This window comes from bacterium, assembly GCA_022616075.1.
Classification (GTDB): Bacteria; Acidobacteriota; HRBIN11; order JAKEFK01; family JAKEFK01; genus JAKEFK01.
Genome location: JAKEFK010000367.1, coordinates 1 through 12895 on the forward strand (window position 1 = coordinate 1; position 12895 = coordinate 12895).

Below are 12895 nucleotides of genomic sequence, written 5' to 3' on the forward strand. Positions count from 1 at the left end.
TGCTACTTTGTTTAATTCTTTGTGACCTCTTTCTGTCTTAAGACTGTTTTGATTCGAGCCAGGTCCCGGCGAACCTGCCGGATCTTTGCCGGTTTCTCCAATTGAGCCGTTGCCGCCTGGAAGCGAAGCCTGAACAACTGATCGTACAGCTCAGATTCTTTGATTCGCAATTCTTCTGCGGTTTGATCTCTCAATTCTTTTGCTTTCATTATTGACCCATCCTCGCCGTAAATCGCGTCCGGAACGGAAGCTTATGGGCCGCAAGGCGCATCGCCTCGCGGGCTGTTTCTTCTGTGACTCCGATCATCTCAAACAACACGCGTCCCGGCTTGATTACAGCCACCCAACCGACGCGGGGTCCTTTTCCTTTTCCCATACGGGTTTCAGCCGGCTTTTTTGTAATCGGCTTATCAGGAAAAACGCGAATCCAAATTTTTCCACCACGTTTCACGAAACGTGTCATTGCAACGCGGGCTGCTTCGATCTGCCGGCTGGAGAGCCAGGCAGACTCAAGCGATTTCAAACCGTAATCACCAAAAGCCAGCTCATGACCGCGCCAGGCTTTGCCTTTGCGGCGACCGCGCTGCATCTTCAAATATTTAACTTTTTTCGGCATTAACATGACGAATCAACCTCTATCTATTTCTATCCATATCGTGACGAGGCAAATAGGTGTGCTTCTCACCTTTATACAGCCAAACCTTAACTCCCACGACACCATACGCAGTTTTTGCTTCGGAGAAACCGTAATCGATATCAGCAGAAAGAGTCGTTAATGGCAGACGACCGAATAAGTACCATTCAGCACGCGCAATTTCCGCGCCGTTCAATCTTCCTTTACACCGAACTTTGATTCCCTTGCCGCCAAACTTTTTACAGGATTCCACCGCCCTTCTCATCGCCCGCCGGAAGGCAACCCGTTTTTCCAGCTGAAATGAAATCGTTTCCGCAACCAGCTGAGCGTCCAGCTCCGGTCTGACCACTTCCTCGATATTGACCACCACTTCGCGGCCAACTTCTGCTTCCAGCTTCTTCTTCAACGAATCCACGCCGGCGCCCTTCTTTCCAATGACGAGTCCGGGCTTGGATGTATGAATGCGAACCTTCAGCTGATTCGGCAAACGGTCAATCTCCAGCTTGGAAATCCCTGCCTGGAGGAACATCTTTTTCAACTCCTTTCGGATTCGCAGATCCTCATGGAGTAGATTGGAATAGTTCTTTTCAGCAAACCATCGTGAATGCCACGTCCGGTTTACTCCGATTCGAAAACCATACGGATGTACTTTCTGTCCCAAACGATCCTCCTAATTCTTACCGCAGAGTACGCGGAGAACGCAGAGAGAGAAAAAGAGAATTTCTTTTCTCAGCGTTCTCTGCGATCTCTGCGGTGAAATCATCATTTTTCTTTTTCAGCAAGATGGATGGTGATGTGACTATGCCGCCGCATGATCCGCATCACTTTCAACATCGATGTCGGTCGGATCCGTTTCCACATTTTTGTGGGACCCGAATCCACGTACGCCCTGTAAACATAAAGGCGATCCACATCAATGGTTGGCTGTTTCTCTTTCGCATTGGCAATTGCAGACTTCAATACTTTTTCGATTGGCCTGCATGCTCTTTTCGGTGTCACTTTCAAAATGCCCAGGGCTTTCCCAACATTCTGGCCGCGGATCATATCGATCACTAAACGCGCTTTCTGCGGAGAAAGCTTGAAATACTTTCCCTTGGCTTTACTGACTTCACTCACTTCTTCTGGCATAAATACGCTCCCTACTTCGGCGCGGGCGCTTTGGTAGCGGCCTTTTCCGATTTTGCCGGATGTCCATGGAATACACGAGTCGGGGCGAATTCACCGAGCTTGTGCCCTACCATATTTTCCGTAATGAAAACCGGAACGAATTTCTTTCCGTTATGCACGGCAATTGTATGACCCACCATGTCGGGAATGACCGTGGATCTGCGGGACCATGTTTGAAGAACCTTCTTTTCACTTCTCTCATTCATGCCCGTTATTTTTTTTGATAAATGATGATCAACAAATGGACCTTTTTTTAACGATCGGCTCATTTTTTACCTCTTCGTTTCAGGATGAAGGAGCCTGTCCGCTTATTGCGGCGTGTTTTGTAACCTTTTGTGGGTTGTCCCCAGGGCGTAACCGGATTGCGTCCACCGGATGTTTTTCCTTCACCACCACCGAGTGGATGATCCACGGGGTTCATTGCGACACCGCGAACGTGCGGGCGCCTGCCGAGCCAGCGCGAACGTCCTGCCTTTCCGATCGAGACATTGTTGTGATCCATATTTCCAACCTGTCCGATGGTTGCGTAACATTCCAGAAGCACTTTGCGTATTTCACCGGAAGGCATTTTTACCTGCGCATAAGTGCCCTCTTTCGCCATTAATTGCGCAACAGAACCGGCACTGCGAACCATCTGTCCGCCTTTGCCGGGCCGCATTTCGATGTTGTGAATCATCGTACCAATTGGAATGTTCTTCAGAGGCAGCGAGTTTCCAGTCAGAATATCGGCTTCCGGCGAAGTGAGGACGTTGTCGCCAACCTTCAGTCCAAGTGGCTGCAAAATGTACCGCTTTTCTCCGTCAGCATAGTTAATCAAAGCGATGTTTGCAGAACGGTTCGGATCGTATTCAATCGATGCAACTTTTCCAGGGACTCCGATTTTGTCGCGGCGGAAATCGATGATTCGATAGCGTCTTTTGTGACCGCGACCGCGCCACCAAATTGTGATTCGACCCTTGTTGTTCCGACCACTGATCCTTGATTTTCCTTCGGTCAATGGTTTATGAGGACGATCCGCTGTCAAATCATCAAAGGTGACAACAGTCATTCCCCTCCGCCCGGGCGAAGTTGGTTTAAAACCTTTGATAGCCATAATTACATTCCCTCAAAGAATTCGATTTTCTTCTCGCCTTCTTTAATTTTTACGTAAGCCTTTTTCCAATCCGGTTTTTTACCCATGGAACGTCCGACACGGCGGTTTTTTCCCTGAACATTAGCTGTGGTGACGCCGACCACTTTGACGCCGAACATTTTTTCCACGGCTTCCTTGATCTGGATCTTGTTTGCATGCCGGTCTACTTCAAAGCAAACAATGTTCTTGTCTGCTTTCATGTTGTTGCTCTTTTCCGTAAGAAGCGGTTTTCGTAGCACCTGTGTTGTATTCATCGCGCTAAAATTTTTGTGAGTTGCGTAAAAGCAGGCTTTGAAATCACAAGGTTTCTGTACTTCAATGCATCGACAATATTGAGAGAGGCAACGCTGGAGAATTTCGCATTGGACAGATTCCTTATTGATAGCTGCAGATTTTTGTTATTTCGCGAATCAACAAACAAAGTCCTGTTTGTTAACTGAAGCATTTTTAAGAATTCAAGAGCTGTTTTGGATTTTGGTTTTTCAAAAGTGATTTCATCGATGATGATGACCGATTTGTTCTTAACCTTTTCTGCCAGAACAGACCGCAGTGCCGCAATCCGTTTCTTTGAAGGCATCGAATACGAATAATCGCGCGGTTGAGGTCCGAACACCGTGCCGCCATGTCTCCAGAGTGGAGAGCGGATCGAGCCAATCCTGGCGCGACCGGTTCCTTTTTGTTTCCACAGCTTGCGTCCGCTTCCGCTCACCAATCCACGCGTCTTTGTAGAATGAGTGCCCTGTCTTGCTCCCGCCCGGTATTGCCGGACAAGCTCATACACCAGAGCAGGATTCGGTTCGGCAGAAGCGATTTCTTCCGGCAACTCAACCTTTTCAACCGGCTCATTGTTCATGTTAATTACGTTGATTTCCATATCTGCCTCTTCATTTCACCGCAGAGGACGCTGAGAACGCGGAGCAAAGAGTAAGAGATTTTTTTCTCTCTTCGTCCTCTGCGTTCTCTGCGGTAAAAAAATCATTTCTTGTGCGTCGACTTCGCTCCGTGTCCTGATTTTGCTTTTCTGATCATGACGTAACTGCCCGCCACACCGGGAACAGCGCCTTGAACCAGCATCAAATTATTTTCAGGATCGATTTCAACAACGGTCAGATTCCGCATCGTAACTTGCTGATGACCCATCTGGCCGGCCGCGCGCATTCCTGGAAAAACGCGGGATGGAAATGAAGATCCGCCAATGGAACCGGGCGCGCGATGAAACATCGAACCGTGTGTAGCCGCACCACCACGGAAATGATGCCGTTTGATTACGCCCGCAAAACCTTTTCCCCGGCTAATACCGATGATATCCACTGTTTTTTGACCATCAAACACATCCACTTTAAAGCGATGTCCGGGCTCAATCTTTGCTTGATTATCTTGAATGGCAAACTCACGCAAATGGCGCAACGGAGGCACATTGGCTTTTTCAAGATGTTTCAGCAAAGGTTTGGTCACGCGCTTGTTGGACGTTGGCTCAACGAAGCCCAATTGCACCGCTGAGTAACCATCTTTGTCTTTTGTCTTCACCTGGGTCACAAGACAGGGTCCAACCTGCAAGATGGTTACGGGCACAACCCGGCCGTCAGGACTGAAAACCTGAGTCATGCCAAGCTTTTTTCCGATTAAACCGTTTATCATATCTTCCTCGTACGCCGCCCATCCGGACGGCTCATCCTTCCGAGAGCAAAATCCCGCGGGCCGCCGGCGTTACTTTCCGCCCATTAAAGCCTGAATTTCAACATCGACACCGGCCGCAAGTTGCAACTTACTCAGCGCATCAATCGTTTGAGGTGTCGGCGCTAGAATATCGATGATTCTTTTGTGCGTCCGAATCTCAAACTGTTCGCGGCTTTTCTTGTCAACGTGCGGAGAACGCAACACAGTAAAACGATTGATGAGCGTAGGCAGCGGTATAGGACCTGCCACCTGGGCTCCCGTTCGCTTCGCTGTACTGACGATGTCCTTGCTTGCTTGATCCAGCAAGCGATGATCGAAGGCTTTCAGACGGATCCGCACTCGTTCTCTGGTCATACTCTCTCCGCTACTCCGCGATTTCGGTTACGGTACCTGCTCCCACCGTTCTTCCGCCTTCACGAATTGCGAATCGAAGTCCTTTTTCCATAGCGATTGGCACGATCAATTCGATTTCGAATGTCACGTTATCGCCAGGCATCACGATTTCGACACCTTGAGGCAGCGTCACCACTCCGGTAACGTCTGTTGTTCGGAAGTAGAACTGCGGACGATATCCCGCGACAAACGGCGTATGGCGTCCACCTTCTTCTTTGGTCAGGATGTATACCTGTGCTTTGAATTTTCTATGCGGCGTGATCGAGCCTTTTGCAGCAAGTACCTGACCACGTTCCACTTCTTCCTTTTTTGTACCGCGAAGCAGAATTCCAACGTTATCGCCCGCCATACCGGAGTCCAGTTCCTTGTTGAACATTTCAATACCGGTCACAACACGCGCAACTGTTGGACGCATTCCAACGATTTCGATTTCATCTTCAATCTTTACTGTTCCGCGTTCGACACGGCCTGTTACAACTGTTCCGCGGCCGGAAATCGTGAAAATGTCTTCGATCGGCATCAGGAACGGTTTCTCAACGGCTCTTTGCGGGAGCGGAATGTACGAATCTACGGCGTCCATCAACTCGAAAACGCACTTGGACGCTTCGTCATCCCTTTTGCCCGAGCCGTTGTTCAGCGAATTTAAAGCGGAACCGCGCACGATCGGAATCTGATCGCCCGGGAATTCATATTTGCTGAGCAATTCGCGGACTTCCAGCTCCACGAGATCCAGCAATTCCGGATCGTCAACCATATCAACCTTATTCATGAAAACAACGATGAAGGGAACGCCTACCTGGCGTGCCAGCAGGATGTGTTCACGAGTTTGTGGCATCGGACCATCCGCAGCGGACACAACCAGAATGGCTCCATCCATCTGGGCTGCGCCGGTGATCATGTTCTTGATGTAATCAGCATGACCCGGGCAATCCACGTGAGCGTAATGACGGTTGTCGGTTTCGTACTCCACGTGCGCGATGGCGATTGTAATTCCGCGCTCTTTTTCTTCCGGCGCCTTATCGATCGAATCGAAGGAGCGGAAAGAAACTTTTGGATTAGCAAGCGAAAGAACTTTCGTGATCGCCGCGGTGAGTGTGGTTTTACCATGATCAACGTGACCGATCGTACCGATATTCAGATGCGGCTTGGTACGATCAAATTTCTGTTTAGCCATTGTCTTACCTCCGTTGGCTTATTTACCTTTGAACTTAGCAACTATTTGCTCCTGAATATTCTTAGGAGCTTCTTCATACCGGAAAAAGTGCATGGAATACACTGCGCGACCCTGCGTGAGTGAACGCATATCTGTCGCGTAACCAAACATATCCGCCAGCGGCACATGGGCGCCGATGACACGAACTCCCTGTCGCGGAGTATTGATGAATTCAATCTTGCCGCGACGTCCATTCAGATCGCCAATCACTTCCCCCATGTATTCTTCGGGCACCACAATTTCAACTTTCATGATTGGTTCCAGCAGAACCGGATTGGCGCGGTCTGCTGCGTCCTTGAAAGCCATCGAGCCGGCAATCTTGTATGCGAGCTCGGATGAATCCACATCGTGATACGAACCGTCCCACAGAACAGCTTTGATATCATCGAGCGGGTAACCGGCAAGTACTCCGCCTTCCATTGCTTCCACAATGCCTTCCTGGATCGGTTTGATAAATTCACGCGGGATGGTTCCACCTTTGATTTCATTTACAAAATGGAATCCACTTCCTGGTGGCAGAGGCTCGATCTTGATCTTTGCATGACCATATTGACCATGACCACCTGTCTGGCGAATATATTTCCCTTCGCCCTGAGCGGCGCGCTTGATGGTCTCTTTATAGGCCACTTGCGGTTTGCCCACATTGGACTGCACGCTGAACTCACGCAACATGCGATCCACGAGTATTTCCAGGTGTAACTCACCCATTCCGGAAATAATGGTCTGCCCGGTTTCCTTATCGACCGCAACTTTAAAGGAAGGATCTTCCTGACTCAACTTGTTGAGCGCAGTTCCAAGCTTCTCAGAATCTGCCTTCGTTTTGGGTTCGATGGCCACGCTGATGACCGGCGCAGGAAATTCCATCGCCTCCAGAAGAATCGGATCCTTCTTGGAACAGATCGTGTCTCCTGTGGTCACATTTTTTAGTCCGACTGCAGCCGCAATATCACCGGCATAAACTTCATCAATTTCCTCGCGTTTATTCGCGTGCATTTTCACGATGCGCCCGATTCGTTCTTCGCGGTCCCGGCTGGAAACATAAACGCTCGTCCCAGTTTTCAATATTCCCGAATAACCACGGAAAAATGCGAGTTGTCCGACATAGGGATCGGTCATGATTTTGAAGACCAGTCCTGCAAACGGCTCATCATCGGACGCTTTTCGCACTTCTTCCGTCTTTGTGATCGGGTTGATGCCATGAATCGGCGGAATATCTGTCGGCGCAGGCAAGTAGTGAACCACCGCATCCAGTAACGGCTGAACGCCTTTATTCTTGAATGCAGATCCGCAAATTACTGGCGTGCATTTATTCAGAATCGTAGCGCGCCTCATGGCAGCGCGAAAATCATCATTGCTGATCGGCTCTTCTGCAACATACTTATGAAGCAATTCATCATCGAGCTCCGCAGCTTTTTCGATCATTTCGATGCGGAGTTTCTGAGCTTCTTCCTTATACTCTGCCGGGATTTCCTCCACGCGGTATTCGGCGCCCAGAGTCTCATCCAAATACACGTACGCTTTTTGTTCGACAAGATCGATGACTCCGCGGAACTTATCTTCCAGTCCCAGTGGAATTTGAATAGGAATAGCGACCGCGCTCAGTCTTTCCCGCATGGAGTCTACTGCGCGTTTGAAGTCGGCGCCCTGGCGGTCCAGCTTATTAATGAAGGATATGCGTGGAACTTTGTATTTGTCCGCCTGTCTCCATACCGTTTCTGATTGTGGTTGCACACCGGCAACGCCGCAAAATACCGCCACCGCGCCGTCCAGCACGCGAAGAGAGCGCTCCACTTCAACAGTGAAATCGACGTGCCCCGGCGTGTCAATGATGTTGATGCGATGCTCACGCCAGGAAGCAGTCGTCGCGGCGGAAGTGATCGTGATTCCGCGTTCGCGCTCCTGTTCCATCCAGTCCATGGTCGCAGTTCCTTCATCCACTTCACCGATGCGATGCGTCATTCCTGTGTAATACAGGATTCGCTCAGTCGTAGTGGTCTTGCCCGCATCGATATGCGCCATGATCCCGATGTTTCTAATTTTTTGTAACGGTACTTGTCTCGCCATAACTTTTATTTTTCACCGCAGAGGACGCTGAGGTCGCTGAGAAAGATCAAATTTTTTTCTCTCTCTCTGCGTCCTCCGCGTACTCTGCGGTTAATTCCTACCACCTTAAGTGGGCAAAAGCTTTATTCGCGTCTGCCATTCGGTGCGTGTCCTCTTTCTTTTTCACTGCTGAACCGCGATTGTTAGCAGCTTCAAATAATTCTCCGGCCAGCTTTTCTTCCATGCTCTTTTCGTTGCGGCTCTGTGCGGCTCCTACAATCCAACGGATACTCAATGCAATCCGCCGATTCGATGGAACTTCAATGGGAATCTGATAGTTCGCACCGCCGACACGTTTGGAACGCACTTCCAGCACCGGTTTGACATTTTCTATTGCCTGTTTGAAAACTTTCAACGGTTCGTCATTTGTTTTCTGCCCGAGGATATCCAGCGTTCGGTAGAAAATCTTGCTTGCTGTCGCTTTCTTTCCGCGTCTCAGCAAACCGTTGATGAACTTGTGAACCAGAACACTTTGAAAAACCGGATCAGGAAGTATTTCCCTTGATTTTACTTGTCCTCTTCTAGACACAGATATTTCTCCCTTTGAAGTGAACAGTGACCATACTGGCCACTAGCCACTGGCAACTAGTTACTAACTATTTAAGGCGTATTATCAGCACGCCTCAGGCTTTAGGTCGTTTGGCGCCGTACTTGGACCGTGACTTTTTCCGGTCTGCTACACCGGAAGTATCCAAAGTACCGCGCACGATATGATACCGTACACCAGGCAGATCCTTGACTCTGCCTCCGCGCACGAGAACTATGGAGTGTTCCTGGAGGTTGTGCCCAATCCCTGGTATGTAGGTTGTTATTTCATACCCATTTGTCAGTCGCACACGAGCTACCTTCCGCAGAGCTGAATTGGGCTTCTTGGGAGTTGTTGTGTAAACACGCACGCAAACTCCGCGCTTCTGCGGCGATCCCTGAAGAGCAGGGCTTTCCGATTTTTCCTGAACTTTCTTCCTCCCTTGCGAAACCAACTGGCTAATTGTTGGCAAAGTAAACTCCTTTGCTAGATTCCAAAGCCTGAAATTTTCCGGAATCCGCTTCTCCCTGTGCGAAGGGGGCACAGGTCAACACGCGTCCTCCGAAGAAATTGTTTAGACAACACTTCCCTTACAAAACAAGGAAGCGGCTAAATTATAGAAAAAAGCTGATTCTCTGTCAAATGTATTTATTGAGAATCCGGATACCGAAAATGGGGTATTGGCTCCCGACCTACCAAATGGCATCTCCAGTAATGAATCACTCGTTCCAGGCGGGCAATGACTGGATCGTATGCAAAATTGTCTTCTCTCTTCAACTCTGTGATGGTTTTTGAAAGTTCATCGATGATCCGTTTGATGTCCGAATCAATTTGCCGTCTCATGCCGGATTACTAAGAAGCAAGAGTTATGCCAATTGATTACCGACGGAGTTAGGGGAGGCTGTATCTTGAATGAGACAGAAAGTGCTGAAAAGTGGCGCTGAATTTCAGCAATTTTCAGTACTACGGAGCGCGGGCAAAAGCGTCTTCGCGCTGCGAGTCTTTGCATCTTCGCGTAGACCCGCGGACGCGTAGACGAAAAGGCCTGCGCTCCATAGTTCTTTATTCTTCGTCAGTCCAGCCGAACTGCTCTTTCATCGAAGTCACAATGGGGAAGCTTTTGTAATTCTCAAGCAGCACCGGTTTTCCTTTCGCGGGTAGCACAGTAACAATCCTCTCTTCCGCCCGGCTCCTAACGATTTTCTGAACCCTGTCTGCCATTTTTATCACTCGCCCAGGTCGCCCAGGTGGTCCGATTGTGTTGAGAAAGAGAAACTGCTATGCTCGGATGAAATAGAATTTTGGCATTCGTGGGGATTGCCGGCTTTGACCAGCAGTACATTTACTCCAGCCATCCTGGTTTTTTTCTTGTTGTCTGGTTCCATTCTTTTTGCTTTGGATCCGACGAAAGCCATAACACAATATGTCCAGGATGTGTGGACGTCGGACCACGGCCTGCCGCAAAACACAGTCAATTCAATCGTTCAGTCGCGCGACGGTTATCTCTGGCTTGCAACTTTCGAAGGATTGGTCCGTTTTGATGGAGTGCAATTCACGGTCCATGACAAAAAGAATGTTCCGGTCCTGAAGAGCAATCAGATTTCGAGGTTGCTGGAAGTGCGGGATGGCAGTCTTTGGTTCGCCACCTTACAGGCGGGCGTATACCGGCTGAGAGACGGCAGATGGAGCGCTTATACCACTAGCGAGGGTCCGTCCAATGATTCTGTTTTCTGTATTTATGAAGATCGGCGGCAGCGGCTTTGGATTGGAACCAACGCCGGTCTGAACGCTTGGAAGGATGGCAAATGGATCCGGTACACGACCAAAGACGGTCTGACAAACGATTCTATCCGTTCGATTTTTGAGGATCGCGCCGGCAATCTGTGGGTGGGAACGCGCGGCGGTTTGAATCGCCTCTCTAACGGAAAATGGACTGCTTATACAACAAAAGACGGTCTTTCACACGATAAGGTGCTGTGGATCTACGAAGACCGCTGGGCGAATTTGTGGATCGGAACACAGGATGGTCTCAACTGCTTGAAGAACGGCAAGTGGAGTAATTACACAACTGCAGACGGCTTGTCCCACAATTGATGTCCGCTGCATCTATCAAGGACAGCGATGGAAACCTTTGGATTGGAACCGAAGGTGGAGGCTTGAGCCGTTTCAAGGACGGCAATTGGAGCAATTACACCACCAGGGAAGGATTAACGAGCGACATGATTCGGTCCATCTACGAAGATCGCGAAGGAAATTTGTGGATTGGAACGGATACCGGGGGATTGAACCGGTTGCGTGATGGAAAATGGGTTGCTTATAGCACTCAGGAAGGACTCTCTCATGATCTTGTCTGGTCCGTATATGAGGATCGCGAGGGAAACTTGTGGGTTGGAACGAATGCAGGATTGAATCGCCTGCACAACGGAAGATGGAATCATTACACAACAAAACAGGGCCTCTCCAACGATACTGTCAATTCCATCACTCAAGATCGGCAAGGAAATCTGTGGATCGGAACAGAAGGAGGCGTAAACCGATTGAAAGACGGCAAATGGAAAATTTATACGACCAAAAACGGACTTAATGACAACACAGTGCGTATGATGTACGAAGACAGTCAAGGCTATTTATGGATTGCTTCAGGTGTTGGTTTAAATCGGCTGAAGGATGACAGTTGGAGAAGTTACACCACCAGGGATGGCCTGTCTAGCAATTATGCGGGACCAATCCATGAGGACCGTCAGGGCAACCTCTGGATTGGAACAGCTGGAGGAGGCCTAAACCGCCTCAGCAGCGGAAAATGGAGCACGTACACGACCAACGATGGCCTGTCGAGCGATATGCGCAGCCTATGCATGAGGACCACGAAGGCAACCTCTGGGTTGCAACAAATGGTGGATTGAACTGGTTGCGTGATGGAAAAATTGCACGGTTCACTGTAAATGATGGGCTGTTTGATGATGCTGTTTACCGCGTTCTTGAAGACAGCCGGCAGAATTTGTGGTTCAGCTGCAACAAAGGGATTTTCCGTGTCAGCAAAAAAGAGCTGGATGATTTTGCACAAGGCAAGATCAAGAAAATTCGTGCTGTGGTGTATGGCAAGTCTGACGGCATGAAGAGTTCGGAATGCAATGGCGGAACTCAACCCGCTGGCTGGAAGACCAGAGACGGCAGGCTCTGGTTTCCCACAACCAAAGGAGTCGTGGTGATAGATCCGGAAAATATTAAGACAAACAAATTGCCTCCACCATTGGTTATGGAGCAAATCATGACAGACGGTGAGACGCTATGGTCGTACCCTAACGCTTCCCGCATCAGTGGGAACGAAATTCAAATCTCGCCAGGCAAAGAGAAGTTTGAATTCCACTATACTGCTTTAAGCTTCACGGTGCCCGAAAGAGTGAGGTTCCGTTATTTGCTGGAAGGTTTTGACCGCGAGTGGGTCGATGCAGGGACTCGCCGTGCTGCATACTACACCCATATTCCTCCAGGTCATTATCAATTTAAGGTTCTTGCGTGCAATGATGATGGCGTCTGGAGCACGCATCCTGCAAGTTTCAGATTCTATTTGCAACCATACTTTTTGGCTGCGCTTCTCGCGGCCTTTGCTGCTCATCGTTTCCGCTTGCGTCGGGTGAGAACGCCTTTTCTGCGATTCTTGCGGAAAGAACGAGAATTGCGTGCGATCTGCATGATACTTTGGCGCAAAGCATTTCCGGTGTTGTCCTGCAGTTGGATGCTGCCCGATGCCATTTCGGAGATAGACCTGACGAATCCCAACACCATCTCTTGCGCGCAGCCGATCTGGCAAGAGACGGATTGTTGCAGGCGCGACGCGCTGTCTGGCAATTACGAGACCCATCGTTACAACCAGGAGATATTGCCCAAGCTCTCATTGATATGGCACAACAATTGAGTGTTGATAGTGGTATCCCGATCAAAGTTGTCATTAGCGGGGAGCCACTTCCGCTTCCGGAGGCATCAGAAGAACAATTGCTCCGAATTTCACAGGAAGCTATCACGAATGCCCTGAAACACGCGCAGGCACAA

At 49.4% G+C, this 12895-nt stretch carries 19 protein-coding genes; 3 read left to right on the forward strand and 16 right to left on the reverse strand.

Annotated features, from left to right (window positions below):
• Positions 1-11: 11 nt before the first annotated feature.
• The 16 genes from rpmC to L0156_28285 form a co-directional block, all read right to left on the reverse strand.
• Positions 12-209, reverse strand: coding sequence for a 50S ribosomal protein L29 (gene rpmC, locus L0156_28210; GenBank protein MCI0606886.1), 198 nt, complete (start codon positions 207-209; stop codon positions 12-14).
• Positions 209-622, reverse strand: a complete 414-nt coding sequence (gene rplP, locus L0156_28215; protein MCI0606887.1) for a 50S ribosomal protein L16 — start codon at positions 620-622, stop codon at positions 209-211. Before rplP ends, rpmC begins: the two co-directional genes overlap by 1 nt.
• A 13-nt stretch (positions 623-635) precedes the next feature.
• Positions 636-1295 (reverse strand): 30S ribosomal protein S3, encoded by a 660-nt coding sequence (gene rpsC, locus L0156_28220; GenBank protein MCI0606888.1) that lies wholly within the window; start codon positions 1293-1295, stop codon positions 636-638.
• Between the two features lie 101 nt (positions 1296-1396).
• Entirely contained in the window at positions 1397-1762 is a 366-nt protein-coding gene (gene rplV, locus L0156_28225) for a 50S ribosomal protein L22 (GenBank protein ID MCI0606889.1), read from the reverse strand.
• Positions 1763-1773: 11 nt separating this feature from the next.
• Positions 1774-2070: a 30S ribosomal protein S19 gene (gene rpsS / locus L0156_28230; GenBank protein ID MCI0606890.1), complete on the reverse strand. Its 297-nt coding sequence runs from the start codon at positions 2068-2070 to the stop codon at positions 1774-1776.
• Entirely contained in the window at positions 2067-2894 is an 828-nt protein-coding gene (gene rplB, locus L0156_28235) for a 50S ribosomal protein L2 (protein ID MCI0606891.1), read from the reverse strand. Before rplB ends, rpsS begins: the two co-directional genes overlap by 4 nt.
• A 2-nt stretch (positions 2895-2896) precedes the next feature.
• Positions 2897-3187: a 50S ribosomal protein L23 gene (locus L0156_28240; protein ID MCI0606892.1), complete on the reverse strand. Its 291-nt coding sequence runs from the start codon at positions 3185-3187 to the stop codon at positions 2897-2899.
• The gene (rplD, locus tag L0156_28245) at positions 3184-3807 is read right to left on the reverse strand and encodes a 50S ribosomal protein L4 (GenBank protein ID MCI0606893.1); all 624 of its coding nucleotides are present in this window, start codon (positions 3805-3807) and stop codon (positions 3184-3186) included. Before rplD ends, L0156_28240 begins: the two co-directional genes overlap by 4 nt.
• Before the next feature lie 101 nt (positions 3808-3908).
• The gene (gene rplC / locus L0156_28250; GenBank protein ID MCI0606894.1) at positions 3909-4571 is read right to left on the reverse strand and encodes a 50S ribosomal protein L3; all 663 of its coding nucleotides are present in this window, start codon (positions 4569-4571) and stop codon (positions 3909-3911) included.
• Between the two features lie 69 nt (positions 4572-4640).
• Positions 4641-4964, reverse strand: a complete 324-nt coding sequence (gene rpsJ / locus L0156_28255; protein MCI0606895.1) for a 30S ribosomal protein S10 — start codon at positions 4962-4964, stop codon at positions 4641-4643.
• Between the two features lie 10 nt (positions 4965-4974).
• Positions 4975-6177, reverse strand: coding sequence for an elongation factor Tu (tuf, locus tag L0156_28260; GenBank protein ID MCI0606896.1), 1203 nt, complete (start codon positions 6175-6177; stop codon positions 4975-4977).
• An 18-nt stretch (positions 6178-6195) separates the two neighbouring features.
• Positions 6196-8280 (reverse strand): elongation factor G, encoded by a 2085-nt coding sequence (gene fusA, locus L0156_28265; GenBank protein MCI0606897.1) that lies wholly within the window; start codon positions 8278-8280, stop codon positions 6196-6198.
• Between the two features lie 97 nt (positions 8281-8377).
• Entirely contained in the window at positions 8378-8848 is a 471-nt protein-coding gene (rpsG, locus tag L0156_28270) for a 30S ribosomal protein S7 (protein MCI0606898.1), read from the reverse strand.
• Positions 8849-8942: 94 nt separating this feature from the next.
• Positions 8943-9317 carry a 30S ribosomal protein S12 gene (rpsL, locus tag L0156_28275; GenBank protein ID MCI0606899.1) on the reverse strand — a complete coding sequence of 125 codons (375 nt, stop codon included), beginning with the start codon at positions 9315-9317 and terminating at the stop codon, positions 8943-8945.
• A 176-nt stretch (positions 9318-9493) separates the two neighbouring features.
• Positions 9494-9688 carry a hypothetical protein gene (locus L0156_28280; GenBank protein ID MCI0606900.1) on the reverse strand — a complete coding sequence of 65 codons (195 nt, stop codon included), beginning with the start codon at positions 9686-9688 and terminating at the stop codon, positions 9494-9496.
• A 219-nt stretch (positions 9689-9907) separates the two neighbouring features.
• A complete protein-coding gene (locus L0156_28285) occupies positions 9908-10066 on the reverse strand; it encodes a hypothetical protein (protein MCI0606901.1) in 159 nt (52 codons plus the stop codon).
• A 105-nt stretch (positions 10067-10171) separates the two neighbouring features.
• On the opposite strand from L0156_28285, the gene L0156_28290 reads away from it, so the two are divergent.
• The 3 genes from L0156_28290 to L0156_28300 are packed head-to-tail and all read left to right on the forward strand — an operon-like array spanning position 10172 to position 12761.
• Complete coding sequence (locus L0156_28290; GenBank protein ID MCI0606902.1) at positions 10172-10939, forward strand: hypothetical protein; 768 nt, start codon at positions 10172-10174, stop codon at positions 10937-10939.
• A complete protein-coding gene (locus L0156_28295; GenBank protein ID MCI0606903.1) occupies positions 10939-11748 on the forward strand; it encodes a hypothetical protein in 810 nt (269 codons plus the stop codon). The genes L0156_28290 and L0156_28295 overlap by 1 nt, the downstream gene beginning before the upstream one ends.
• Positions 11697-12761 (forward strand): hypothetical protein, encoded by a 1065-nt coding sequence (locus tag L0156_28300; GenBank protein MCI0606904.1) that lies wholly within the window; start codon positions 11697-11699, stop codon positions 12759-12761. Before L0156_28295 ends, L0156_28300 begins: the two co-directional genes overlap by 52 nt.
• Positions 12762-12895: the final 134 nt, after the last annotated feature.